We start from the raw sequence: 25427 nt of genomic DNA on the forward strand, positions 1-25427 counted from the left end.
TGATGGCGATCGCCACCAATTGACCAACCGATCCAATCACGCATGGAGCAAATGATGATGAAGCGAGTATCCCTGGCCGCGGCCCTGACGGTCATGCTGGCCTGTGGCGGCAGCGGCGCGGCGCTGGCCGCCGATGCGGGCGACGCGGCCCTGAAGGCCGCCATCGCCGGCAGTGCGCGCACGCCGGCCAACGCGCTGCGCGACAGCGCCCGCCACCCGTATGAAACGCTGGCGTTTTTCGGCATCAAGCCGACCATGACGGTGGTGGAACTGGCGCCCGGCGGCGGCTGGTACACGGAAATCCTGGCGCCCTACCTGCGCGACCACGGCAAGCTGATCGCCGCCGGCAACGACCCGCAGTCAAGCAGCGAAGGCACACGCCGTGGCGCGGCGCGCTTCCAGCAAAAACTCGACGCCAATCCAAGCGCTTTCGGCAAGGTGGAACTCGGCGCCTTCGCACCCCCCACCACCTACCGCATCGCGCCCAAGGGCACGGCCGACATGGTGCTCACCTTCCGCAATATCCACAACTGGATACCGATCGGCGACGAGGGCATAAAAACCCTGTTCAAGGAAGTGTATGACAGCCTGAAACCGGGCGGCGTGTTCGGCGTCGTCGAACACCGCCTGCCGGCGAACAAGGCGCAGGATGCCACGGCCAGCAGCGGCTACATGCACGAAGCGTATGTGATCAAGCTGGCCGAAAGCGCAGGCTTCAAACTGGCGGCCAAATCGGAAATCAACGCCAATCCCAAGGATACGGCGGACCATGAGGGCGGCGTCTGGGCACTGCCGCCCACCTACGCCAACAAGGATGTGGAGCGCGCCAAGTACACGGCCATCGGCGAGAGCGACCGCATGACCCTGAAGTTCGTCAAGCCATAGCGTAAAAAAGGCCACCTTGCGGTGGCCTTCTGCTTTTACTTCTTGCCTTCCTTCGCCTTCACCGGCACCAGGCTCAAGTCCTGGAAGTCATAGCTGAAATCCGTCTCGGCCGACACGGGCGCCATCTTCACGCGGTCGATGCTGCCATCGGGATTGAGCGAAAACGTCACGTACGCATCGGCGTTGAAATTGCGCTCTTTCCAGCGCACGATGAAGGTGTCGTGCTGCCAGTGTTCCAGCTCGCCCGTCAGGTCCGGCGTGCGCGTGAAGCTGAGGATGTGTTTTTTTCCTTCCGGCTTGATCACGACCTTGCCATACCAGGCATCCTCGTACTCGCCGTCGTACGCCGCCAGCGACAGCGACGGCTGCGATTTGGCTGCGCGCGCGCTCGACGCCTTGCCCTGCTTTTTGACTTCCTCGGCATGCTGGTCCTGCTCCACCTTGGCCACCAGCGCCAGCCAGTCCGACGGCGCCGCCTGCAGGTAATGGTCGAGGATGCGCCATTGCAGCGCCGTCATGGAACCGCCATTTTCCGCATTGGTCAGAATGGCCACGCCCAGTTTTGCTTCCGGCACCATCACCACGCGCGAATAAAATCCCTGCAGCGCGCCACCGTGCATGGCCACTTTCATGCCCTTGTAGTCGCGCAGCTGGAAGCCCAGGCCATATGCGCTGAAGTTCGGTTTCGTCGCGGCCAGCGCCGGCTTCGGCTCGGAAATCTTGATCGGCGTTTGCGCCGTCCACATTTCGCGGCCCTGCTTTTCGCTGAACAACCGCGCTTCCTTGCCGTCCTTGTCCTTCACGCCGGCGATCTTGCCGCCGTCGAGCAGCACCATCATCCACTTGGCGATATCTTCCGCATTCGTGTTGATGCCGACGGCGCCCACGGCGTTCCGCACAGGCATGGACTTGACGGCGGTGATCTTGCCGTCGATCTTGCTGTGCGCACTGGCGACGTCGGGCTTGCCCGCGTTTTCAAGCAGGCTGGTGGTGGTGCCCGTCATGCCCAGCGGCGCCAGGATGCGCTCATGCATGGCCTCGCCCCAGCTCTTGCCCGCCTTGTCGGCGATGATCTTGCCGGCCACGATATACAGCAGGTTATCGTAGGCATAGCTGTTGCGAAAACTCGTGGCCGGGCGGATGTAGCGCAGCTTCTCGATGATCTCGTCGGTGCTGAAGGTGGTGGTCGGCCACCACAGCAAGTCGCCCGCGCCCAGACCCAGGCCGCTGCGGTGCGTCAGCAGGTCGCGCACGGTCATGGCGCCCGTCACGTAGGAATCGTGCATCTGGAAGCCGGGCAGGTGCTTGGTGACGGGATCGTCCCAGGCCAGCTTGCCATCGTCGACCAGCATGGCCAGCGCGGCGGCCGTGAAGCCCTTCGAGTTCGATGCCACCTCGAACAGGGTCTGCGCATCGACAGCGGCCGGCTCGCCGAGTTTACGCACGCCAAAGCCCCTGGCGGTGATGACCTTGCCGTCCTTGACGATGGCGATCGCCATGCCGGGCACGTCGAACACTTTCAGGGCGGTGGCGACGTCGCGGTCAAGGTCGAAGGCGGGTGCCGGCGCGGATGCTGCGGCAGCGACAGGTACGGCATCGGCTGCCAGCGCCGGCACGGTGATGCTGGAGAACGCCAGCACGATGGCGGCGGCAAGACGGTTCATGGTATGCATGGTCAGGATTTCCCAATAAGGTTCAATGCGCTTGCGCGGCCATCAATTTATCGACGCTTTCCTGCGTCACCGGGTGGTAGCGTTCACGCGCATGCGCATACACGTCCTTGGCCCAGGCATGGCCTTGCGGCGTCTTCATCAAGGCGCTGTACAGGGGCACGACGAACTTCTGGCGGCCCACGCTCATCAGGAATGCCTGCAAGGGCTGGCGCACATCGTAGCCGGCGTTCACGGAGGCCAGATAAAAGCGGTACGCCACTTCGTTGTTGCCGCTCTTGCCCACGCCGTAGGCCTGGTCCAGCTCACGCAATTGCGCCGCGCTGGCCTTGTTGTTGATATCGTTCAGGAAGTGCATCGATTCGATGGCGATCCACTTGTCCATGCCCAGGTCCTTCGTCGCCAGCTCGCCTTTCAGCCAGGCGTCGCGGTGCTGGTCGAGCAGCGCCAGGCGCGGCGAGACGACGTGCTGCGCGCTGGCCGGCACGCCGGTGCCATACAGCCATTCATCGAGTTCCGCTTCCGGCATGACGTCCGGATGCTGCGCCAGCAGGTTCTTGCGCAGGTAGGCGATGAACTGCTCTGTCGTCACGCTCTGGAACGCGTGCTGGTCGAACCAGCCGCGCAGGAAGGGGTCGAATACGGCGCGGCCGGCACGGCGCTCCATGGTCGCCAGGAACCAGGCGCCTTTCGGGTAGATGATGCCGTCGTCCGTGTACGTTTCCGCCGGATTGGCGTCCGCATCGCGCGTGATCAATGCCGTTTTCGCGGCCGGCAATTCCTTGATCGAGGCCGCCAGTTCTTCCTGGTCGACCTGCACGCCCATCTGCGCCACTTCGCTGCCATACAGCTGTTCGACGATGCGCGTCGTGACGTAGGTGGTAAAGCCTTCGTTGAGCCACATGTGCTTCCACGACGCGTTGGTGACCAGATTGCCCGACCACGAGTGGGCCAGTTCATGCGCGATCAGGTCGACCAGGCTGCGGTCGCCCGCAATCATGGTCGGTGTGAGGAAGGTCAGGCGCGGGTTTTCCATGCCGCCGTAGGGGAACGATGGCGGCAGCACGATCATGTCGTAGCGGCCCCAGCCATACGGGCCATACAGGGCCTCGGCGGCCTGGATCATCTTTTCCGTATCGGCCAGCTCGTATTCGGCGGCCTTGATGCGCGGCGGTTCCGCATACACGGCGGAGCGGGGGCCGAGTTTACGCACTTCCAGTTCGCCGATGGCGATGGCCAGCAGGTAGGAAGGAATCGGCTGCGGCATCCTGAATTTCCAGCCGCCCTTGCCCGTCGCCTTTTCGTCATTCTCGGCGCTCATCACGACGCGCATGCCGCTCGGCGCCTCGATGCGCGCGCCATAGGTAAAGCGCACGGCCGGCGTATCCTGCGACGGCACCCACGAGCGGGCGTTGATGCTTTGCGACTGGCTGAACATGAAAGGCAGCTTGCCCGACATGGTCTGCTGCGGCGTGAGCCACTGCAGCGCGATGGCGTTGGGCGCCGTGTGATAGTAGACGCGCACCTTGCCCGGCTGGCCCGTGGTCGTGATGCGCAGCGCCTGGCCCTTTTCCGGATCGGCCTTGTCCAGCTGGTACGGCGCCATCTGCCATGCGCCGCGCTTGTCCTGTACCTGCACTTTCGCAATCGACAGGTCGCGCGTATCGAGCACCAGGGTGCGCGCCGCCGGGTCGATCCAGTTCAAGGACAGCTCGGCATAGCCGCTCAAGGTCTTTTGCTTGAAATCCGCTTTCAGGTCCAGCTGCAGGTCGCGCGTGCGCACCTGGTCGTAGCGCGCGTAGCTGAGGGGGTCGGCGTGCGCGGCCAGGGTCACCTGGCAAAGTAGCGCACAGCCCAGCGCGCGCAGGAAGGTCAAAGTTTGCATGGTCGTCTTTTGAATGATTTGCGAAAGCCCCGGTCCGTGTGCGCCGGGGCGTCGCGCAGAATAGCACTTCCAGCGCGGACCTGGCAGAAAAAGCGCCGGACTGGCCAGCGCAGTTTCCCTATTTTGCTTCCGGCCTGGCTTCGGCCTTGGCCTCGGGCGCCTTCAGCGGCACATTAACATCCTTCATCAGGTTGTTCTTGTCGCGGTCCTGCTTGAACAGCTCCAGGCGCGATGGCGTGATTTTTCTCGGCCAGGCGTTATTGCTGATGTCGATGTCGGCCGTCTCCCAGTACGGGTCCTGCACCAGCCCCACCATCGGCTCGTCCGTGATGATGACCTTGCTGATCTTGTGCGGCGAGTAGCGCCACACTTCGGCCGGCACCCGCTCGATGATCTTCTTGCCGCTTTTCAGTTCGATTTCCAGGATCAGCGGCATCACCAGGCCGCCGAGATTCGAAAAATCGACCAGGTACAGATGCTTTCCCATGTTGTGCTGTTCCAGCAGCTTTCTCTCCCATGGCTCCAGCGTTTCCTGCTCCTCCGCATAGCTGTTGCGGTCCTTGTTGGTGACCGTGAATTCGTCGTGCCGGTTATAGAAATCCTTGAGCGCAGGATCGAGGTCGACCTTCTTCGGCAGCGCCTTGTTGCGCTGGTCCGAGATCGAGATCGGTTGCGCGGCCTTCTGCGCCTTCTTCCACGCTTTCTCGATTTCCGGATTCTTCGTGCTCACGCCATATTCGCTGATGCCGTCGATGCTGATGTCGACCGCGTCAGTGGTATAAAACCAGCCGCGCCAGAACCAGTCCAGGTCGGTGCCGGACGCATCTTCCATGGTGCGGAAAAAGTCGGCGGGAGTCGGGCGTTTGAATTTCCAGCGCAAGGCGTACTGCTTGAAGGCGAAGTCGAACAGTTCGCGCCCGAGGATGGTCTCGCGCAGGATGTTGAGCGCCGTGGCCGGCTTGTCGTAGGCGTTCGCCGTGAACTGCAGCAAGGACTCGGAGTTGGTCATGATGGGTACCTGGTTCTGGCTGCGCATGTAGTCGACGATCTTGCGCGGCTCGCCATTCCAGGACGGAAAATGCTCTTCCCACGCCTGCTCGGCCAGGTACTGCAGGAAGGAATTCAAACCCTCGTCCATCCACGTCCACTGGCGCTCGTCCGAGTTGACGATCATGGGAAAATAATTATGGCCCACTTCGTGGATGATCACGCCGATCAAGTCATATTTGGTCGTCTTTGAATACGTGCGTTCCCCCGTTTTCTTGTCCTTCACGGGGCGCCCACCATTGAACGAAATCATCGGATACTCCATGCCGCCCACGGCGCCGTTGACGGACATCGCGTTCGGATACGGATAGTCGAAACTGTACTTGTTGTACTGCTCGATCGCGTGCACGACGGCGCGCGTGCTGTACTGCTGCCACAGCGGATTGCCCTCGTTCGGATAGTAGGACATGGCCATCACGCGCTTGCCGCCGCTATTCAAACCCTGCGCATCCCAGATGAACTTGCGGCTCGACGCCCACGCCACGTCGCGCACATTGGCCGCCTTGAAGTGCCAGGTTTTCATGCCCGTGGCTTTGCCCTTTTCCGCCGCCATCGCCTCTTCCGGCGTGATCACCAGCAGCGGCGTATCGCTGTTTTTCGCCCGCGCCAGGCGCTCGCGCTGCGCCGCGCTCAACACGGCGGCAGGATTTTGCAGCTCGCCCGTGGCGGCCACCACATGGTCGCCCGGCACCGTCAGATACAGCTCGTAATCGCCAAACTCCAGCGTGAATTCCCCTGAGCCGAGGAATTGCTTGTGCTGCCAGCCGACGGCGTCGTAATACGCGGCCATGCGCGGAAACCACTGCGCGATCTGGAAAATCGCGTTCTTGTCGTCCTCAAAATACTCGTAGCCGGAGCGTTCGACCAGCACCTTCTGGTCATTGATCTGATACGACCAGTCGATGTTGAACGTGATGCTCTGGCCGGGCGCCAGCGCCACCGGCAAATCGATACGCAGCATGGTCTGGTTGACCACATACGGCAGCGGCTTGCCACTGGCCGCTTTCACGGCGGTGAGCTTGAAGCCGCCGTCAAATTCGCGGCCCGCATGGATGGCGCGCAAGTCCTCGAATTTCAGCGCCTCCTCTTCACTGCTGCTGAGCCAGGCCTGGCGCGACGGCGCGCTCAGGACGCGGCGCTGGTCGGCGTCCTTGCGCAAGCCATTCTGGTCCAGCTGCAGCCACAGATACGCAAGGCTGTCGGGCGAGCGGTTGTGATAGGTGATCTGCTCGCTGGCCGTGATTTCGCGGCGCGCTTCGTCCAGGGTAGCGCGGATTACGTAATCGGCGCGCTGCTGCCAGTAGGCGTGGCCCGGCGCGCCGGACGCCGTGCGGTAGCTATTCGGCGTGGGCAGCAATTCTTCGAGCTGGCGGAACTTGTCGTCGAAAGGCGCGGCGGCGCACAGGCCGGACAAGGGAGCAAACAAGGTCAAACACAAGGCAAGCAAGCGGACAAGGACCGGCATGGCGCATTCCATCTGGGAGTCGTGGACAGACTGCATTCTAAGTCGAGTCTGTTTGCAAATCGATCATTGTTGTCGAAGTCCCACACACCAGGCCGCAACATCCCCCGCCGGCACTGGCGCCGACGCAGGCATTGGCGTATGATGCGCCTCGAACATTGGGGAGTAGTCGTCCTGCGGTCCTGCCGCGGGAACCTGTATCAACATAATTGGCCCGCAGGCCATGGTGCAGGTGGTTGCAAAACTTGACGAGACCATTGATCCAGGGCGGCCGCATGGGCCGGAGTCGCCCGTGGATCATTGGTTAATTCGTCCGGCCCGCGTACCTCTTGCAATCTCATGGAAGCATTCCTCATCTCCACCGGCATCGTCGGTCTCGCTGAAATCGGCGACAAAACCCAACTCCTGGCCTTTTTGCTGGCCGCCAAATTCCGCAAGCCCTTGCCCATCGTGCTGGCGATTTTCGTCGCCACCATCGCCAACCACGCGTTTGCCGCCGCCGTCGGCGCCTGGATCACCAGCATGCTGGGGCCCGACGTGCTGCGCTGGGTACTGGGCGTCTCCTTCCTGGCGATGGCTGCCTGGACCCTGATCCCCGACAAGCTCGATGAAGACGAAACCAAATTGGCCAAGTACGGCGTCTTCCTGACCACCCTGATCGCCTTCTTCATGGCGGAAATGGGAGACAAGACGCAGGTCGCCACGGTGGCGCTGGCGGCGCGCTATCACGACATTGTTTCCGTCGTGCTGGGCACCACCTTCGGCATGATGCTGGCCAACGTGCCGGCCGTCTACCTGGGTGACAAGATCGCCAACCGCGTCCCGCTGCGCCTCGTGCATGGCATCGCGGCGCTGGTGTTTGCCGTGCTGGGCGTGGCGACCCTGCTGGGCGCGGGAGCGGCGCTGGGTTTTTGACTCAGTCTTAAATAATTTCTCATTTACAATGTTCATGTCTATAATTACAATGTCGCTGACATGAATACTGGCGCGGTGCCACCTGGTGGTCACCGCGCTTTCTTGAGGAATCTATGCATTTGAATGGAAAGATGGCGGCGCTGTGCCTGGTCGCCTGCGCAAGCCAGTTCCCCGCTGCCATGGCGGCACCTACGCCCCTCAGTCAGCAACGCAATCCGAGCCCGCCGTACGCACGCGCGACCTGCTGTTGCTGGGCGCCGGCCTGATCCTGCTGCTTGGCAGGCGCCGGCCCGAATACGATACGTGGCAGGTACGGCGGCTAGACTAAACCAGCAGTAGCACCACGTACTCGCGGCTCTCGTCGCGCAGGGCGATGCTGTTGCCCCCCTGCGCCACGCCATCGAGCAACAAGCCCGCAGGCCGCCCCTGCGCCTGTTCCACCGTGATGGCATAGCTGCTGGCGCCGAAGCGGTAATGCAGCTTGAAGCTGTTCCACTCTGCCGGCATGACCGGCACCACGCGCAGCACGTCCGCTTCGCGCGTCAAACCGAGCAGGGATTCGACGATCAGCCGGTACAGCCAGCCCGACGATCCCGTGTACCAGCTCCAGCCACCGCGTCCCACGTGGGGCGCCACGGCATACACGTCGGCCGTCACCACGTAGGGCTCGACCTTGTAGCGCTGCACCGCCTGCGCGTCAACGCCGTGGCGCACGGGATTGATCATGCGCAGCAGTTCCCACGCTTTTTCGCCATCGCCCAGGCGGGCAAACGCCATCGCCGTCCAGATGGCCGCATGCGTGTACTGGCCGCCGTTCTCGCGCACGCCCGGCACGTAGCCGCGGATGTAGCCGGGGTTCAGGCTGGATTTGTCGAATGGTGGATCGAGCAGCTGGATCACGCCGGAATCACGGCGCACCAGGCGTGCATCGACCTGGCGCATGGCGCCGGCGACCCGTTCCCTGTTGGCCGCGCCCGACAGTACACCCCAGCTCTGCGAAATCGAATCGATCTGGCATTCCTCGTTCATGTGCGAGCCAAGTGGCGTGCCGTCGTCGAAATACGCGCGCCGGTACCACTCGCCATCCCACGCATGCTCCTCGACATTCGCCGCCAGTTTCGCCGCTTCATCGCGGCAGAACTGGGCAAACGCGGCATCGCCGCGCAGCACGGCCACTTCGGCGAAACGCTGCAGCACTTCGTACAGGAAGAACGCCAGCCACACGCTCTCGCCCTTGCCATGTTCGCCCACCTTGTCCATGCCGTCGTTCCAGTCGCAGGAGCCCATCAGAGGCAAGCCGTGCACACCCAGGCGCAAGCCATGGCGGATGGCGCGCACGCAGTGCTCGTACAGGTCGGCCGACTCGCCCGAACGCACGGGCAGGTCGTAATACGAATCCTCTTCCAGCTTGACGGCGCGCCCCTCGATGAAGGGCGCCACTTCCGACAGCACGTTGACGTCGCCCGTGGCGATCACGTAACGGCAAGTAGCCAGCGGCAGCCACAGATAGTCGTCGGAACAGTGCGTGCGCACGCCCCGGTCCGACGGTGGATGCCACCAGTGCTGCACGTCGCCCTCGACAAACTGGTGCGCCGCGCACAGCAGCAAGTGCTTGCGCAGCAGCTGCGGCGCCGTATGGATCATGGCCATCGCATCTTGCAGCTGGTCGCGGAAGCCGTAGGCGCCACCCGACTGGTAATAGCCGCTGCGCGCCCACAGGCGGCAGGCGATGGTCTGGTACATCAGCCAACCATTGGCGATCACATCGAGCGATGGATCGGGCGTCTCGATGCGCACGGCGCCCAGGGTGTTTTCCCAGTGCGCACGCACCGCGTCGAGCGCCATGCGGGCCGCTTCCTTGCCTGCATGGCGCTGCACCATGGTGCTGGCGTCCGCATTGCGGCGCCCGCCCACGCCGAGCAGGAAGACAATTTCGCGCTCCTGCCCCGGCTGCAGCTCGAACGGCACCTGGATCGCCGCGCACGGGTCCAATCCCGTGCCCGCCTTGCCGGACAGGCGCACGCGGCGCAAGGCGGCTGGCTGCGCCAGACTGCCATTGCGGCCGATGAATTCATTGCGGTCGCAAGTGATGGAACGGATGCTGGCATCCGTATTGAAAAAGCCGACCCGGCCCGAAAACTCCGTGTTGTAGTTATTGCGCGCAAACAGGGCGCCGCTGATCGTGTCGACTTCGGTGGCCACGTGCATGCCGGACTTGGCGCGCAGGTCGGCCATCACCCATTCCACATAGCCCGTGACGGACAGGCGGCGCGGCACGCCGCTGTCGTTGCGCACCTTGATGACAGAGTATTTGACGGCCGCATCGAGCGCCACATAGGTGCACAATTCCGTGGCGATGCCGCCTTCGCTGTGCTCGAACACGCTATAGCCGAAGCCGTGGCGCGTGACGTAGTCGCCGCTGCCGCGCGCGGGCAGGGACGACGGCGACCAGAACTGGCCGCTCTGCTCATCGCGCACATAGAATGCTTCGCCGGACAGGTCGGAGACTGGGTCGTTCTGCCATGGCGTGAGGCGGAATTCATGCGCATTTTCGCTCCACGTATACGCCTGGCCGGCTTCGGACACCACGGTGCCGAATTGCGCATTGGCCAGCACGTTCGACCAGGGCGCCGGCGTCTGTTTATTCTCTCCCGTGGTGATCACATATTCGCGCCCGTCGGGCGTGAAACCGCCCAGGCCATTTTCCAGGATCAGCTCGCGCTTTGGCGCCCGGTGCGGCACGCCGCCATGGTCGCGGGCCGGGTCCTGCAGCAGCGGCGGCATGCGCAGCACGGGGCTGGGCGGACGCTTGACCTGCTCGGCCAGGGTGCCGCGCAAGTCGCTGATGATGGCGCGCGCCACCGATTGCAGCAAGATGCGGTCTTCATTGGCGATCTGCTCGGCCAGGCGCACGAAAATGCCGCCCGGGCGGTCGATCGCCTGCGCATCGATGCCCGAGGCGATCAGGCCCATGATCTGGTCGTGCAGCAGCTGCCGGTAGCCCGACTGCTCCTCGTACCAGATCACCAGGTCCACCACCAGCCCTTTCAGGCGCCAGTAGGCATGCGCCTGCACCATCTGGCGCGCCAGTTCGATATTGGCCGAATCGCGTATCTGCAGCAGCACGATGGGCAGGTCGCCCGAGATGGCATACGCCCACAGGCCGGATTGGCCGCGCTGGTTCTTGATCAGGATGCTGGCCTCGGCGCGCAGGGCCGCATTCGGATAGATCACGGCATTGGCCAGGCGCGCATACAGCTGCGCATCGGCTTCGCTGGCATTCAGCTGGCGCAGCACCACCTGGCTGTGCGTCCAGGCCAGTTCGAACACGCGGTCGGCCAGGTGGCGGTCCTGGTATTTGTCGATCAAGTGCAGCGCCGCGTCGCGCTGCTCGACCATGCCCGTCACGCTGTCGACCGTCACGGCCTGGTCGGGGGCCAAGGTGATGACGTAGCGGATGGCCACGATGGGGTCGAGTACGGAACCCTGGCCGCCACTGAGCGGCCCGCTTTCCTGCAGCGCCAGCGGCAATTGCGCCGTGTTGCCACGGCCGATGAAGCGCGCACGGTCTGTCTCGAACGAGACTTCGTAGCGCTCGATATCGTGCACGGTCATCACATGCAGCAGCCACGGCATCTGCTCATCCTTCGAGCGGGGCCGGCGCGTACATAAAATCGCATTTTCATGCGCGAGGATTTCCGTCTGTACGAACAGCTTGCTGAATGCCGGATGAGCCGCATCGGCCGCCGCCGGCGCCATCACCACTTCGGCAAAACTGGTGATCTCGATGCGCCGCTGGCGGTTCGAATTATTGCTGATGCGCGTGCGCCGGATTTCAATGTCGTCCTCGGGCGAGACGACGATTTCCGTGTACAGGTCCAGGCCATGGTCGGCGCGGCGGAACTCGGCCCGCCCTTCCGAAAAAATCACTTCGTATTTCTTCGGCTCGGCCAGGGTCGGCTGGTACATGGTGGACCAGACGGCACCGTCGTCGAGGTCGCGCAGATAGCAGAAATTGCCCCAGTTATCGCGCGTGCTGTCTTCGCGCCAGCGCGTCACGGACAGGTCTTTCCAGCGGCTGTAGCTGCCGCCCGCATTGCTCACCATGACGTGGTAGCGGCCATTCGACAGCAGCTGCGTTTCCGGCACGGCGCTGTTGGCTTGCGTAAGGATGCGCATCGGCATGGCCTGTTCGGGGACGCCGCTGCGCAGCACCGCCAGTTCGGCCGTGTTCGAGTAAAACGCACCGGCCTGCGGCGTGCGTTCCTGCAGCACCAGCAAGGCCGATTGCAGCAGCGGATCGGACTCGAAACGGCGCTGCATCGGGCGGTCGTGCAGCAGGTAACTGAGGGCCAAAAAGCCCATGCCCTGGTGGTGCACCATGAAGGAGCGGATGATGGCGCTGCCCTGCCCGCGCGGCAGGCGCGCCGTGGTGAAATCGATGGCTTCAAAGAAGCCGTAGCGGCCCATATAGCCGGCCGCCTGCATCCGCTGCAGGTTCTGGCACGACGCCTCCGGCTGCACCATCAGGCCCATCATGCTGGCGTACGGCGCCACCACCAAGTCGTCGGCCAGGCCCCGCTTCAAGCCCAGCCCTGGCACGCCAAACGCGCGGTACTGGTAATTCAGGCTGGCGTCGACCGTGTTGTAGCCGGACTCGGAAATCCCCCACGGCACATCGCGCTGGCGTCCGTAATCGATCTGCGCCTCGATGACGGAGTGGTACGTCTGGTCGAGCAGGGTGTTCGGATAATTCGGCATCACCAGCAGCGGCATCAGGTACTCGAACATCGAGCCGCTCCACGACAGCAGCACGGGTTGCCCCGCCACCATGCACAGCTGGCGGCCCAGGGCGAACCAGTGCTCCTGCGGCAGCTGCCCCTGGGCGATGGCGATGAAGCTGGCCAGGCGCACTTCGGAGGCCAATAAATCGTAGTAGCTGGGGTCCAGGCGCCGTTCGCTGACGTTGTAGCCGATGGCCAGCAGTTTTGTCGACGGGTTGTACAGGAACGCGTATTCGATCTGCGCAAAGTCGCGCGCCTGGCCCGCCGCGTGGGCGATGTCGCGCATGTGGCGTCCCGCCTGGTCGCGGCCCTGCGCCAGCAAGGCGGCCAGCTCGGCAGGCAGGCCTTCCGGTGTTTCCAGGTTGGCCAGTTCGCGCAATGTCAGCACGCGCATCAGCGCCGCATCGACATCCACCTGCCCCGCCCACGGCGCCAGTTGCAGCAATTCGGCCAGCGCCGCGCGGCACTGGCGCGCCAGCGCACCCGCCCACATGGCCAGTTCGCCATCCCCGCTTTGCAGTGTCAGCGACAGCAACGCGTCGGCGGCGCCATTCACCGCGCCCAGGTAGGCATGCCATTCGCCCAGGGTGGCGGGATGTGCCGCTGCCTGCAGCAGGCTCATGCTGTCGCGCATGGCCTTGCCCTCGCCTTCGGCGGCGATGAATTCCTGCAGTACCTGCGCCGTCGTGCGGATGCCCTGCACCACCTGCGCGCCGATGATGGGTGCGTCGTACAGTTCCACCAGTCCCGGCTGCAAGGTCAGCAGATGGCCGGCCAGGTTGCCGCTGTCGACCGTCGAGATGTACATCGGTTGCAGCGCCTTGAGCGTTTGCGTGTCGTACCAGTTATAGAAATGGCCCTGGAAGCGTTCCAGTTCGCCCATGCTGTGCAGGGTGGCGCGGCTGCGCTCGATCAACTGGCCCAGGGTGAGGTAACCGAAATCGTAGGCCGTCAAATTCGCCAGCAGCGCCAGGCCGATATTCGTCGGCGAGGTGCGGTGCGCCACCACCAGGTTCGGATGCTCCTGCATATTATCGGGCGGCAGCCAGTGGTCGTCGGGACCGACGAAGGTATCGAAGTACGCCCAAGTCTTGCGCGCCACGCCGTGCAGGAAACGACCCTGCTCGGCCGACAGGCTCGCCACGGCCCGCTCGATGGGGCGGCTGATCCACCAGGCGATGGCGGGTGCGACGAGCCACAACAGCAGTACCACGGCGGCGGCCGGCAAGGCTTGCGGGCGCCAGGCCAGCAAGCCGCCAAAGGTAGCCAGCGCCAGTGCGGGCGAACACCACATGGCGCGCCAGCTGTCGGCCTGCGAGCCGGAAGAACTGTGCAAATTCGAGGCGCGCCAGTCGAGCAAGTGCTTGTGCGAGACGCCCAGGCGCCACAGGGTGCGCGCGATGGCGTCCAGGCTGATCCACGCTTCGTACGGCAGGAAGACGAGCGTCAGCATGGCGTGCGAAAACTGCACGCCGCAGCGCCGCTCGAAGGCGGCCAGATGCTGGCGCCACAGGGTGTCGCGCGGTTTGCGCAGCAAATCGTACAGGGCGGAAAACACGGGCGGCAGGAAGATGATGGCCAGGACCGCTGCACTCCAGAAGGCCACGTGCGGCAGGAAGCCCCACACCAGCAGCAGCGACAAGGTGGTGGCCGGCGCCACGACGCTGCGGCGCAGGTTGTCGAACAGCTTCCAGCGCGACAGCATCGACAGGGGATTGCGTTCGCGCTTGCCGGCGCGGCCCGGCACCCGGCCCAGCAGCCAGCCGAGCAGCTGCCAGTCGCCGCGTATCCAGCGCTGGCGCCGGCTCACGTCGGCGTCATAGCGGGCCGGATATTCCTCGTACAGTTGCGAGTCGCTGAGCAGCCCGGCGCGCAGGTAGCAGCCTTCCAATAAATCGTGGCTGAGGATTTTATTGTCGGGCAGGCGCTGGCCCAGCACGCGCTCGAACATGTCGAGATCGTAGATGCCCTTGCCGATGAAGGAGCCTTCATAAAACACGTCCTGGTACAGGTCCGACACGGTGCGCGTGTAGGGGTCGATGCCCGGCTCGCCACCGCACAGCAGCTCGTAGCGCGACGCATTCGCGCTGGGCAGCGCCACGGCCACGCGCGGCTGCAGGATGCCGTAGCCGGCCACCACGCGCGTGCCGGCCGCGTCCAGCACGGGGCGGTTCAGCGGGTGCATCATGGTGGCGATGAATTCGCGCGCCGCATCGCGCGGCAGCTGCGTATCCGTGTCGAGCGTGATCACGTATTTGATCGTGCGCAGGCCGCGCAATTCGCCTTCCACCAGCGAGAATTTGTCGCGCGCGCTACCGCGCAAAAACGCGTGCAGGTCGGACAATTTACCGCGCTTGCGCTCCTGTCCCATCCACGCATTCTGCTGCGAATTCCACAGGCGCGGACGGTGCAGCAGCAGGAACGGCCCCACATGGCCCAGCTCTTCGTGGTCGGCCGGATCGCCGTTTTCCTTGAACGCGACACCCTCCACGCGGTATTTCTCGTTCAAGCCGCGGATGATGTCCTGCGCCTGGCGCAGCAGGGCTTCGTCGCCCGGCATCGTTTGCGCCTGCGCGTCGACAAAGTCCGTCAGCAGGCAAAAGCGCAGGTTCGGGTCGCGGTTGGCGAGATAACGCACTTCCAGCGCCTCGCACAGTGCCGCCACGTTGTCCTCGCTGTAGATCAGGGTCGGCACGACGACGATGCCGCGCGCATCCGATGGAATGCCGGCCTGGTAATCCATGCGCGGCAGCGGATGCGGCGACGTCATCAGGGTCGCCAGCCAGTTCACCACGGCCACGGACAGCTGGCTGCTGCCCAGCAGCGCCAGCGCGCCCAGCGCCGCCAGGGGCCAGCCCTGCACGCCATGGCGCACGGCGCGCTCAAGCAGCAAGGCGCTCGTCGCCAGGGTCAGGAACGAGATCGCGCCCAGGTAGACGGCCAGCGGCGCCGCGCGCGCCGTATGCTGCAGCGCCTCGATGAAGGGCAGTTTCGCGCCGGCCTGCTTTTCCAGCACCAGCACGCCGCGCCCCACCAGGTAAAAGCCGATATGGCCGCGGCGCGCATCATTGCCGTTGCCGTGCGTGTGCGCCAGCTGTACCACCATCTCGGCCACTTCCACTTCGCTGCGCGCGCTGCGCCTGGCGATGCGTTCGATGGCGTGGCGGTAGCTGTCGCGCGTGGCGAAATCCATCAAGCCATAGGTGCCGGCCGGATCGAGGCGCAGGGTTTGCTCGACCACGCTCATGGTCTCGACGAATTCCTGCCAATCCATGGTGCCGAGAAAACGCAGGCTGCCGATGCTGTTGGCGATCGACACCTGGTCGGCCGCCTGTTGCCCGATTTCGGACTGGATCTGCTGCTCGATGGTGAGGCCCGACTCGGCCAGCTTGTGCGTCAGCCACGACAGCGCCAGGGTCAGTGACGAACTTTGTCCCTGCAGGCGGCGCGACAGTTCGGCCACGAAGGCGCTGGTCATGGGCGGGTTCGAACGGGCCATGTCGGCCACCAGCAGGATCAAGCCGCTGGGATTGCGCTCGGCGATCTCCGTCATCTGGTCGGCCCAGGTATTGGCCAGGTCGCGCTGCATGCGGTCGTCGGCCACGCGCGCGGCGACGCGGCGCAGGTTTTCGATCAGGGCCAGGCGCAGCATGATGGGCACGGCCCACAGCTCACCCAGGGTCAAGGTGGCCACGTCCTGGTAAGCTTCGACGAAGTGGCACAGGTTTTCCAGGTCGACGCGGCCATCGCCGTGCGAGATGATTTCCAGCGCGATCTTGTACACGCGCGGGCAGCCCGCGTCCGCGCCGGACGTCAGCCGTGGCAACTCCTTGCTGTAGTTCTTCGGCAGGTGGCGCCGCGTGGTGCGGATCTGCTCTTCGATCAGGTAAAAATTATCGAGCAGCCATTCCGAGGCGGGCGTGACCTGGCGCCCGCTCTTGACGGTCGCCGTCAGCTCGTTGACGGTGGCCGTGATCAGGGCCGCATTGTCGGCCAGGCGCGCCAGCAGGCGGTCGCGCCCATGATGCCGTCCCACCGCATGGCCGGCAGCCACGTGCTTGCCGTGGGCGGCCATCTGCATGGCGCTGAATAATTCGGAACGCAAGGGCAAGGCATCGTCGCGCGCGGCGTCGAAGGTTTCCGGTGCAAGGGAATGGTCGCGGAAGATTTCTTTAACTTTGGAAATCTGTTCCTTGATCTGCTGCGTGACAACTGCTGTGTACTCTTTCAACTTGGCCTCGCTAGGTGCGCGCAGGCAGCCAGCGGCCGCCGTCACGCTGGCCCAGTCTGGAAGAACACGATCGGACACTGGCGAAGACGGAAAGCGAAGCGCCGGAGCGTTGCGACGAATCTCAGGGTGTAGGGAGATTTTCTCAACTTCATCGTAGGGGCGCCCTGCGCGCAAGACCGTGCGCTAGCGTACATACCCGGCGCTTTAGGGGCGTGCCGGCAAAGAAATCAGCGAGTGAAACGGGAGAAAGATTCCTGGAGGAAATGAACAGAGGAAAAGGAGTAGCGGCACCGTGCCAATAATGACACGGTGCAATATTTCAAGGAAGAAAGTTCAAGCCGCTCAGGCAGCGATGGCCAGCGGGTGACGCGTCGCCTCCGCCATCGCCATGCCGCCGTTGAGCTGCCATGCCGCGCCGTGACCGAGGCGGCGCAGGCAGGCGGCGGCGCGCGCGCTGCGGTTGCCGCTGCGGCAGAAAAAGACCAACGGACGCTGCGGCTGCTGCAACCATTCAGCCACCTGTCCCGCCAGGCGGCTCAGCGGTACGCTGTGCACGGCGCAACCCTCGAATACCGTGCCGGCGCACGCCGCGTGTTCATACGCTTCGCGCACGTCGACGAGGATGGCGTCGGGATGCTGGCGCAGGAAGGCGGGCAAAGCGGCCGCATCGAGCTGCAGTTCGGCGCTCGGCACGATACCGTCCCGTACGGTGCGCACGGTACCGCAAATGCCGCCATCGTCGCTTGACGCGCACAGCACGGTGTCTTGCATCACCAGCGCCGCATCCAGCAAGGGCGTCAACGCCTCGGGCGCCAGCGCGCCGATGAAGGCAAAGCGCTGCTCCAGCAGATACACATGGTTTTCGCCACACTCGACGCGTCGCAGGCGCTGCTGGCCCAGTGCCAGCTCACCGTCGATATCGATGCGGCCCACCTGTTCGATGGCGAGTTCCTGCAGCAAGGCCAGGCGCGCCACGCCATGGTCGGCCGGGGCGGCCGTGTGCACGATGGCGCGCAAGGCCAGGTGCTGGCAGCGGATGTAGGCGGCCAGGCGCGGCACCAGGGCGGCGACGGGATCGATGACGACGCAACTGGCGCTGGCAGCGTCGCTGAGCAGCCAGGTGCACTGGCCATCGACGCTCAACTGGATTATGCCGTCCTGCGGCGATGGCGCCAGCGCCGATGGCAGCAAACAGCTGCTGCGCAGCGCTTCGCCGCAACGCTCGATGCGCGCGCAGGCGGCCGTCACCGTCGCCGCGTCGATCAGGGGGCCGAACGACAAACGGATGGCCGAGCTGGCGCGCCATTGCGGCACGTGCATCGCTTCCAGCACATAGCTGGGCAGGGCCTTGGCGGCGGAACAGGCGCTGCCCGAGCTGACGCGCACGCGCGCCGCGTCGAACAGGTCCAGCAGCTCTTTCGAGGACAAGCCGGGCACGGAAAAATTGAGCGTCGTCGGCAGCGACAAGTCGAACGGCATATTGAACACGATGCCGGGGAAAGCGCGTTCCAGGCTGGCCACCAGCTGCTCGCGGAAAGCAGCCAGGTCGGCGTGGCTGCGGAAGGTCTTGCCATCGTCGAGCGCGGCCAGCACGGTGCCCAGCGCGGCGATGCCGGCCATGTTTTCCGTGCCCGAGCGCAGGCCCGCTTCCTGGCCGCCGCCCATCATCAGGGGGGTGAACGGCGCGCCGGCGCGCACATACAGCATGCCGATGCCCTTGGGCGCATACAGCTTGTGGCCGGAAAACGGCGCGTAGTCGATGCGCGTGGCGGCCAGGTTCAGCTTCAGCTTGCCCAGCGCCTGCACGCAATCGACCATCCAGTAGGCATCGGCACCCCGTTCCTGCAGCAGCTGGGCGATGGCGGACAAGTCGCTGACGACGCCCGTTTCATTATTCGCCGCCATCGTGCACAGCATGGCCGCGTCGCCGATCAGCGCATCGAGCGCCTGCAAATCGTGGCGTCCCTGCGCATCGACGGGCAGCTTGCGCACTTCCAGGTTCAGGCCCAGGAGCCGGTTCCAGTGCGCCAGGCTTTCCGGCACGGCCTTGTGCTCGGTCGCGCCATACAGCAGCAGGCTGCCGATGCGCTTGCCCGCGTCGCGCCGTTCGCGCAGCGCGCACAGGGCCGACAGCACGGCCGTCTGGATGCCTTCGGTGGCGCCGCTGTTGAACATCAACCGGCCGTCGCCCACGCCCAGCAGGCCGCTGGCGCGCTGGCGCACGCCATCCATCATGGCCTTGGCCTGCAATCCCGTCGCGTGGGTGCTACTGGGATTGCCATAGCCCTGCTCCATCGCTTGCCGGGCGGCGGCAACGGCGGCGGGCAGCACGCAGGTGGTGGCATTGCTGTCGAGGTAGATTTCTTTCATGATGGCAGTCTGGGGATTCTATAAATAAAGGGGCAGCACTGGCGGCTGGAACGTATGAACAGTCTACCGGCCCCCGTCCGTGAAGATATGCCAAAAGACACTGCAAACACGGTAATATGCAGCATGTTCATGCTATAAAAACAGGAATAGTGAAATGCATTCACCAAACACTCCGCTCGACAAATTCGACTGCGCCATCCTGGCCGCCCTGCAGCAGGATGGCACCTTGTCGATCGCCGCCCTCAGCGAGAAGATCGGCTTGTCGAGCACGCCGTGCTGGAAGCGGGTCAAGCGCCTGGAGGAAGAGGGCTATATCGAGAGCCGCGTGGCCATCGTCAACCGGCAAAAAGTGGGTTTGCCCGTGACCGTCTTCGTCAGCGTGCGCACCGGTCAGCACGATGAAAAATGGCTGCGCCGCTTCGCCGCCGCCGTCATCGTCTTGCCCGAGGTGCAGGAATTTCACCGCATGAGCGGCGATATCGACTACCTGCTGAAAGTCGTTACCACCGACATCAAGGGCTACGACACCTTCTATAAAAAGCTCATCAAAGCGGTGCAGCTGACGGGCGTGTCGTCCGCCTTCTCCATGGAACAAATCAAGTGCAGCACGGAATTACCGCTGGAATTGATCGCCCACGGCTTGCCTGCTTGACCCATTTTCCCCGCATGGCGAACAAGCATGAAAAATCGGCATGATTGCCTGCTTTTTTCGTTGCTGCATTGCAACATAAATAGCCTGAAAGCAGCAATGGTGCCGTGAAACGCACGGCCCGGCCGGTATACTGCAGGCTTGCCTGCCCGCTTTTCTGCCGATTGTGCAGGCCATCATTCAAGGTCTTCCATGTCACTGCTCCGCCGTCTCTCCATCCAGAAAAAACTCCTGTTCAGCATGGGCTTGTGCCTGCTGCTCTTCATGGCGATCTCGTCCTTCCTCAGCGTGCGCATGAGCAGCGATTACGTGCGCGAACGCGTCGTCGGCCAGGAATTGCCGGCACAGGTGGGCGAGATCCGCAACGATGTGCTGCGCCAGATCAGCCAGCCCCTGTCCGTGGTGCAAACCATGGCCAACGATGTCTACCTGCAAGACTGGGAAGACGCTGGCTTGCCCGACAGCGGTATTGCCACCTTCCAGCGCTACGCCACCGTCGTCAAGGAAAAGAACAAGGCGGCCTCGATCAACTGGGCTTCGGCCAGCACGGGCAAATATTTCACCACGGAAGGCTTGCTGCGCACCCTGGACAAGAACCAGGCGGCCGACCAGTGGTTTTATGGCTTGCTGGCCGGCGACAAGGCTTACACGCTCGACATCGACAAGGCGGAAAACTCCAGCGACCTGATGCTGTACCTGAATGCGCGCGGCCAGACGGCGGGCGGCAAGCAGATCGCGGCCGGCCTGGGCCTGTCCATCAATGCATTGGCCGACACCATCCGCAGCTACAAGATCGGCCAGACGGGCCATGTCTACCTGGCGCGCGCCAACGGCGTGCTGCTGGTGCACCGCGATCCGGCCTTGGCCGACGGCAAGCATCAATTGAAGGACTTGCCCGGCTTTAGCGCGGCACTGAGCAAGACTCTGCTGACGGGCAACAAGTACGCGTACGCCATCTACGACGCGCCGGCGGGACGCCAGTTCGTCGCCGCCTCCTTCGTGCCGGAATTGAATCTGTATGTGATGGCCGAGGTGCCGGAAGCGGAAGTGCTGGGCAACGTCACGCGTTCGGCCCTGATCGCCGCCCTGATCGCCGGCCTGGTGGGCGGCGGCATCGCCCTGTGCATCATTTATGTCATCAGCCGCGCCATCGCCGCCCCCGTCGCGCGCGCGGCCGACATGCTCAGCGAAATCGCCAGCGGGAACGGCGACTTGAGCCGCCGCATGCCCGTCGAATCCGAAGACGAGGTCGGCGCCCTGGCCGCCGCCTTCAACCGCTTCGTCGCGTCGCTGAACGTGACGATACGCGAAGTTCGCGATAGTACCGGGGCGATTGCCAGCGCATCGAGCCAGATCGCGTCGGGCAACCTGGACCTGTCGGCGCGTACGGAAGCCCAGGCGTCAAGCCTGGAAGAGACGGCGGCGGCCATGGAAGAGCTGACATCGACCGTGAAACAGAACGCGGACAACGCGCGTCAGGCGAACCAGCTGGTGGTGTCGGCTTCAAGCCACGCCGTCAAGGGCGGCGAAGTGGTCGGACAAGTCGTGCAAACGATGGGCGCAATTACGGAGAGTTCACGCAAGATAGCAGATATTATCGGCGTGATCGACGGCATTGCCTTCCAAACCAATATCCTCGCGCTGAACGCAGCGGTCGAGGCGGCGCGCGCGGGCGAACAGGGCCGCGGCTTTGCCGTGGTGGCAACCGAGGTGCGCAACCTGGCGCAGAGGTCAAGCCAGGCGGCGAAGGAAATCAAGGACTTGATCGTCGACTCGGGCAGCAAGGTGGACGCGGGCAGCAAACTGGTCGACTCGGCCGGCGCTACCATGCAGGACATCGTCGTCTCCGTGCAAAGAGTCGCCGACCTGATGGGAGAAATCGCCTCGGCCAGCCAGGAGCAAAGCCAGGGCATCGCGCAAGTCAATGCCACGGTCACGCAGATGGATGACGCCACCCAGCAAAATGCGGCGCTGGTGGAAGAAGCGGCGGCGGCAGCCCAGTCCTTGCAGGATCAGGCTGGGCGGCTGGCGCAGGTGGTCAGCGTCTTCAAGCTGGAAGAAACCGGGCATGCCGCGCAGCAGCCGGCCGGCAAGCCGGCGCTGCCCAAGCCGGCCCGTCCAGCACTGGCCAAGGCAGCAGCAGCGCGCCCGACAGCGCCGGCCAGCGATGCGTGGGAAGAATTTTAAGGGTGCTGGAAAACGCTTAAATCGCCGGCGCTTTCACGCTTGCCGCTTGCTTGAAGAAATCATAAATGCCGCTCTCGCTCATGCGGCGGGCATTCGCCAGTTCGCCGCCCTTGGTGGCGTACAGCACCTGGTTGTTGTCGCTCGATACGAGCACGGCGGCGGGGATGCCTTTCTTGAGCGGATTGCCATAGGCTTGCGCCACGTCAAGGTTATGGTCGAAGTTACCCACGTCGACCTTGACGACCTTGAACTGCTGTTGCATCAGCTCGGCATTCTTGCCTTCCTTCAAGGCCTTGTCGAGCGCGCGGCAATCCTCGCACCAGTTGGCGCCAAAGATCAGCAGGACTGGCACGTGCGCCGCCTTGGCCTCGGCCAGCGCGCGGGCCACGTCGGCCTTGGCATCGGCCGCCGCGTTATACGGCAAATGCGGCGTGGCGACGGGGTTGGCCGGCGTCGGGGCGGCGGCAACGGCGGTGCCGGAAAGCAGCAGGCTGGCAAAGAAAAGGGAAACGAAACGGGAAACGCGCATGCGGGACTCCTGAGAGAGATCGTGAAGCCAGCTGAACAGCTGCCAGCGGGCGTGATTGTCTAGAATATGCGTACCTGTAGGAAATATCCACCATTTAATTGCACTGTGCTTATGCGAAAAACGTATAAGCACGCCAAGGATAAGCCACTTGAACATGCCAGACAGCCTGCCCCCAACGCTATCCGGCGCCGCGCGCATGCTGTGCAGCGCCTATCCCGGCGGCATGCCAGACTCGGCGTACTTCGCCGTGCTGGACCTGTTGTATGAACACTTTTCCGACCGCAACCTGGCCGAGCTGATGGCCGCCGTCACGGCCAAGGATGCGGCGACGGTCTTCAATGACATCCATGCCTGCGCCAGCAGCAAGCGGGAACCGTCCGCCATCGCGGCCGTCGGGAACTTGCTGGCGCGGCACGGCCTGCACGCCGTCTGCGCCGGGGATTAATGCCCGCAGGCAGCGAAATGGAACGCATGGGATAATATCGGGCTCACACAGAGCAACGCGGCCCGAACGCGCCCTCCCCATGACGACTTCTTTCCTGGCACGCTGGCTGCCGCAACCGAACAACGGCAGCCGCCGCGAACAATTGCGCGCCTGCGCGGGCGCCATCTGCGGTCTGTTGCTCACTGGACTCATCTGCCACTTCCTGCTGGCCCCCGACAGCGCCAGTGTCTACCTGATCGCGCCCATGGGCGCCTCTGCCGTGCTGCTGTTCTGCCTGCCGGCCAGCCCGCTGGCGCAACCGTGGTCCGTGGTGGGCGGCAACGTCGTCTCCGGCCTGGTGGGCATGGCTTGCGTGAAGTGGCTGGGATCGAGCGTGGGCGTGGCGGCCCTGGCCGCCTGCCTGGCCATCGGCGCCATGTTTGCCCTGCGCTGTTTGCATCCGCCGGGCGGGGCCGTGGCGCTCACCACCGTGGTCGGCGGCGCCAGCGTGCATGCGGCCGGCTTTGAGTTCGTCTTCATCACCGTGCTGTTCAATTCCGCCGTGCTGGTTGCTTGCGCCGTGCTGTACAACAACCTGACGGGGCGTCGCTACCCGCACATCCAGCAACTGGTGGCACCGCATCCGCACGCCACCCGGGATGACGTGCCCAGCAACCGCCTGGGCTTTTCGCCGGACGACCTCGATGCCGTCTTGCGCCAGCACAGCGAAGTGCTCGATATCAGCCGCGACGATTTGCAAGCCATCTTCCTGCAAACGGAAATGCGCGCCTACCAGCGCCGTTTCGGCGTCGTCACCTGCGCCGACATCATGTCAAAGGATGTGCTCAGCGTGGAATTCGGCACGCCGCTCGATGTTGCCTGGCGTACCATGCGCGAGCACCAGGTGGGCGCCCTGCCCGTGCTGAACCGGGCGCGCCGCGTCATCGGCATCATCACGCAGACGGATTTCCTGCGCCATGGCGGCCTCGACGATTATCAAGGCATGCGCCAGCGCCTGCGCGGCTTGCTGCAGCGCAGCGGCCTGTCCCACGGCGACAAGCCGGAAGTGGTGGGCCAGCTGATGACGCCGTCGCCGCACACGGCCCGCCTGGGCACGCCCATCATCGACCTCGTGCCCCTGATGGCCGACGCCGGCTACCACCATATTCCCATCCTCGACGAGGATGAACGCCTGGCCGGCATCATCAGCCAGTCCGACCTGATGGCGGCCCTGTACGAAAGCCGCTTTGCCGAGGCCGCCGCATGACGCCCTTCCAGGCACTGCTGACCGGTCCCGATGGCGGCCCGGCTGGCACGCCTGTCAGCGCACATTTCTTTGGCACCCAGCTCGCCATCGATGCGCCCGGCCATGGTGTCGACGTGGCGCAGCTGGTCGTCAGCGTGGGCGGCGTCGACGGGCCGGAACTGTTCCTGAACTGGCTCGACGAACAAGGACGACAAGCGTCGCTGAAACCGCTCGGCGCGGAGGACATCGCCATCGTCTTGCGCGAAGCGCCGGCGGCGCTGCAACCGCAACTGCAGCGTTTGTGGGGCGAGCGCCAGCGCAACCGGCGGCAGGTGTCGGGCTGGCTGCTCGGTTTGACGGGCGCCGCCGTCGTCGCCACGGCCCTGCTGTGGTGGCAAGGCGGCCATGCCGTCGGCGCGCTGGCGGGGCTGATTCCCCTGTCGACGGAAAAGCAGCTGGGCGAACTGGCCCTGGCGCAAGTACGCGCGCAGGGCAGCATCAGCGAGAGCGGCGTGGCGCAGCAAACAGTGCAGGAAATCGGCCGCCAGCTGACGACCGGTTCGCGCTACCAGTACCGCTGGCTCGTCAAGCAGGACGACACGGTCAACGCGTTTGCCATGCCGGGCGGCATCATCGTCGTGCATACGGGCTTGCTGCGCCAGGCGGGGGATCCGGGCGAGCTGGCCGGCGTGCTGGCGCATGAAGTGCAGCACGTGGAGCAGCGCCATTCGTTGCGACAAATGATCAGCAGCCTGGGCTGGGGCGCCCTGATGGGCGTGACCATCGGCGACATCAGCGCCGTGGCCGCCATGCTGGCGCACCAGGCCGGCACCCTGTATTTCAGCCGCGACATGGAAGAAGAGGCGGATCGCCTGGGTTTGCTGGCCTTGCAGCGCGCGCGAATCCGCCCGGACGGCATGCTGCGCTTTTTCCAGAAGCTCGACGACAAGGACAAGGCCAGCGTACCGGGATGGATTTCCTCACACCCGCAAACGGCGGCACGCGCGCAGCAGATCCGCAGCCTGATCGCTGCCACGACCTGCCCTGCCTGCGTCCCCTTGGTCAGCCAGCACTGGCAGGCGATGAAAGCCCTGGTCGCGCCAGCGGACAAATAGCAACATTTCTCCCGCACAATTTATCCAA

At 64.3% G+C, this 25427-nt stretch carries 13 protein-coding genes and 1 riboswitch; of the genes, 7 read left to right on the forward strand and 6 right to left on the reverse strand.

Annotated elements, in window-relative coordinates; translation table 11 throughout:
• Nucleotides 1-57 precede the first annotated feature (57 nt).
• A complete protein-coding gene (locus CLU94_RS11810) occupies nt 58-885 on the forward strand; it encodes a class I SAM-dependent methyltransferase (RefSeq protein WP_218965288.1) in 828 nt (275 codons plus the stop codon).
• Between the two features lie 35 nt (nt 886-920).
• Here CLU94_RS11810 and CLU94_RS11815 read toward each other — a convergent pair whose 3' ends face one another.
• The 3 genes from CLU94_RS11815 to CLU94_RS11825 form a co-directional block, all read right to left on the reverse strand.
• The gene (locus tag CLU94_RS11815) at nt 921-2558 is read right to left on the reverse strand and encodes a serine hydrolase (RefSeq protein WP_099665754.1); all 1638 of its coding nucleotides are present in this window, start codon (nt 2556-2558) and stop codon (nt 921-923) included.
• Between the two features lie 22 nt (nt 2559-2580).
• Nucleotides 2581-4440 (reverse strand): M1 family metallopeptidase, encoded by a 1860-nt coding sequence (locus CLU94_RS11820; RefSeq protein ID WP_099665755.1) that lies wholly within the window; start codon nt 4438-4440, stop codon nt 2581-2583.
• A gap of 118 nt (nt 4441-4558) precedes the next feature.
• Nucleotides 4559-6952: a M1 family aminopeptidase gene (locus CLU94_RS11825; RefSeq protein WP_099668276.1), complete on the reverse strand. Its 2394-nt coding sequence runs from the start codon at nt 6950-6952 to the stop codon at nt 4559-4561.
• 145 nt (nt 6953-7097) lie between these two features.
• A riboswitch (yybP-ykoY riboswitch) is annotated at nt 7098-7267 on the forward strand.
• Between the two features lie 21 nt (nt 7268-7288).
• On the opposite strand from CLU94_RS11825, the gene CLU94_RS11830 reads away from it, so the two are divergent.
• The gene (locus CLU94_RS11830; RefSeq protein WP_099665756.1) at nt 7289-7864 is read left to right on the forward strand and encodes a TMEM165/GDT1 family protein; all 576 of its coding nucleotides are present in this window, start codon (nt 7289-7291) and stop codon (nt 7862-7864) included.
• A gap of 324 nt (nt 7865-8188) precedes the next feature.
• Here CLU94_RS11830 and CLU94_RS11835 read toward each other — a convergent pair whose 3' ends face one another.
• Both CLU94_RS11835 and CLU94_RS11840 read right to left on the reverse strand, forming a co-directional pair.
• The gene (locus tag CLU94_RS11835; protein ID WP_099668277.1) at nt 8189-16816 is read right to left on the reverse strand and encodes a GH36-type glycosyl hydrolase domain-containing protein; all 8628 of its coding nucleotides are present in this window, start codon (nt 16814-16816) and stop codon (nt 8189-8191) included.
• Nucleotides 16817-17221: 405 nt separating this feature from the next.
• The gene (locus tag CLU94_RS11840; protein ID WP_099665757.1) at nt 17222-19249 is read right to left on the reverse strand and encodes an aminotransferase class V-fold PLP-dependent enzyme; all 2028 of its coding nucleotides are present in this window, start codon (nt 19247-19249) and stop codon (nt 17222-17224) included.
• A 154-nt stretch (nt 19250-19403) separates the two neighbouring features.
• Here CLU94_RS11840 and CLU94_RS11845 point away from each other — a divergent pair, with 154 nt between their 5' ends.
• Together CLU94_RS11845 and CLU94_RS11850 are read left to right on the forward strand one after the other, a co-directional pair.
• Nucleotides 19404-19901 carry an Lrp/AsnC family transcriptional regulator gene (locus CLU94_RS11845; RefSeq protein WP_099665758.1) on the forward strand — a complete coding sequence of 166 codons (498 nt, stop codon included), beginning with the start codon at nt 19404-19406 and terminating at the stop codon, nt 19899-19901.
• Between the two features lie 189 nt (nt 19902-20090).
• Nucleotides 20091-22085: a methyl-accepting chemotaxis protein gene (locus CLU94_RS11850; protein ID WP_099665759.1), complete on the forward strand. Its 1995-nt coding sequence runs from the start codon at nt 20091-20093 to the stop codon at nt 22083-22085.
• A 16-nt stretch (nt 22086-22101) separates the two neighbouring features.
• Here CLU94_RS11850 and CLU94_RS11855 read toward each other — a convergent pair whose 3' ends face one another.
• Nucleotides 22102-22614 carry a thioredoxin family protein gene (locus CLU94_RS11855; protein WP_218965289.1) on the reverse strand — a complete coding sequence of 171 codons (513 nt, stop codon included), beginning with the start codon at nt 22612-22614 and terminating at the stop codon, nt 22102-22104.
• 148 nt (nt 22615-22762) lie between these two features.
• Here CLU94_RS11855 and CLU94_RS11860 point away from each other — a divergent pair, with 148 nt between their 5' ends.
• From CLU94_RS11860 to CLU94_RS11870, 3 genes are all read left to right on the forward strand, one after another.
• Entirely contained in the window at nt 22763-23059 is a 297-nt protein-coding gene (locus CLU94_RS11860) for a DUF3349 domain-containing protein (protein ID WP_099665760.1), read from the forward strand.
• Nucleotides 23060-23138: 79 nt separating this feature from the next.
• Complete coding sequence (locus CLU94_RS11865) at nt 23139-24305, forward strand: HPP family protein (protein WP_099665761.1); 1167 nt, start codon at nt 23139-23141, stop codon at nt 24303-24305.
• On the forward strand, nt 24302-25399 hold the full coding sequence (locus CLU94_RS11870) for a M48 family metallopeptidase (protein WP_099665762.1): 1098 nt from the start codon (nt 24302-24304) through the stop codon (nt 25397-25399). The genes CLU94_RS11865 and CLU94_RS11870 overlap by 4 nt, the downstream gene beginning before the upstream one ends.
• Nucleotides 25400-25427: the final 28 nt, after the last annotated feature.

The organism is Janthinobacterium sp. 13 (assembly GCF_002749695.1).
GTDB classification, from domain to species: domain Bacteria; phylum Pseudomonadota; class Gammaproteobacteria; order Burkholderiales; family Burkholderiaceae_D; genus Janthinobacterium; species Janthinobacterium kumbetense.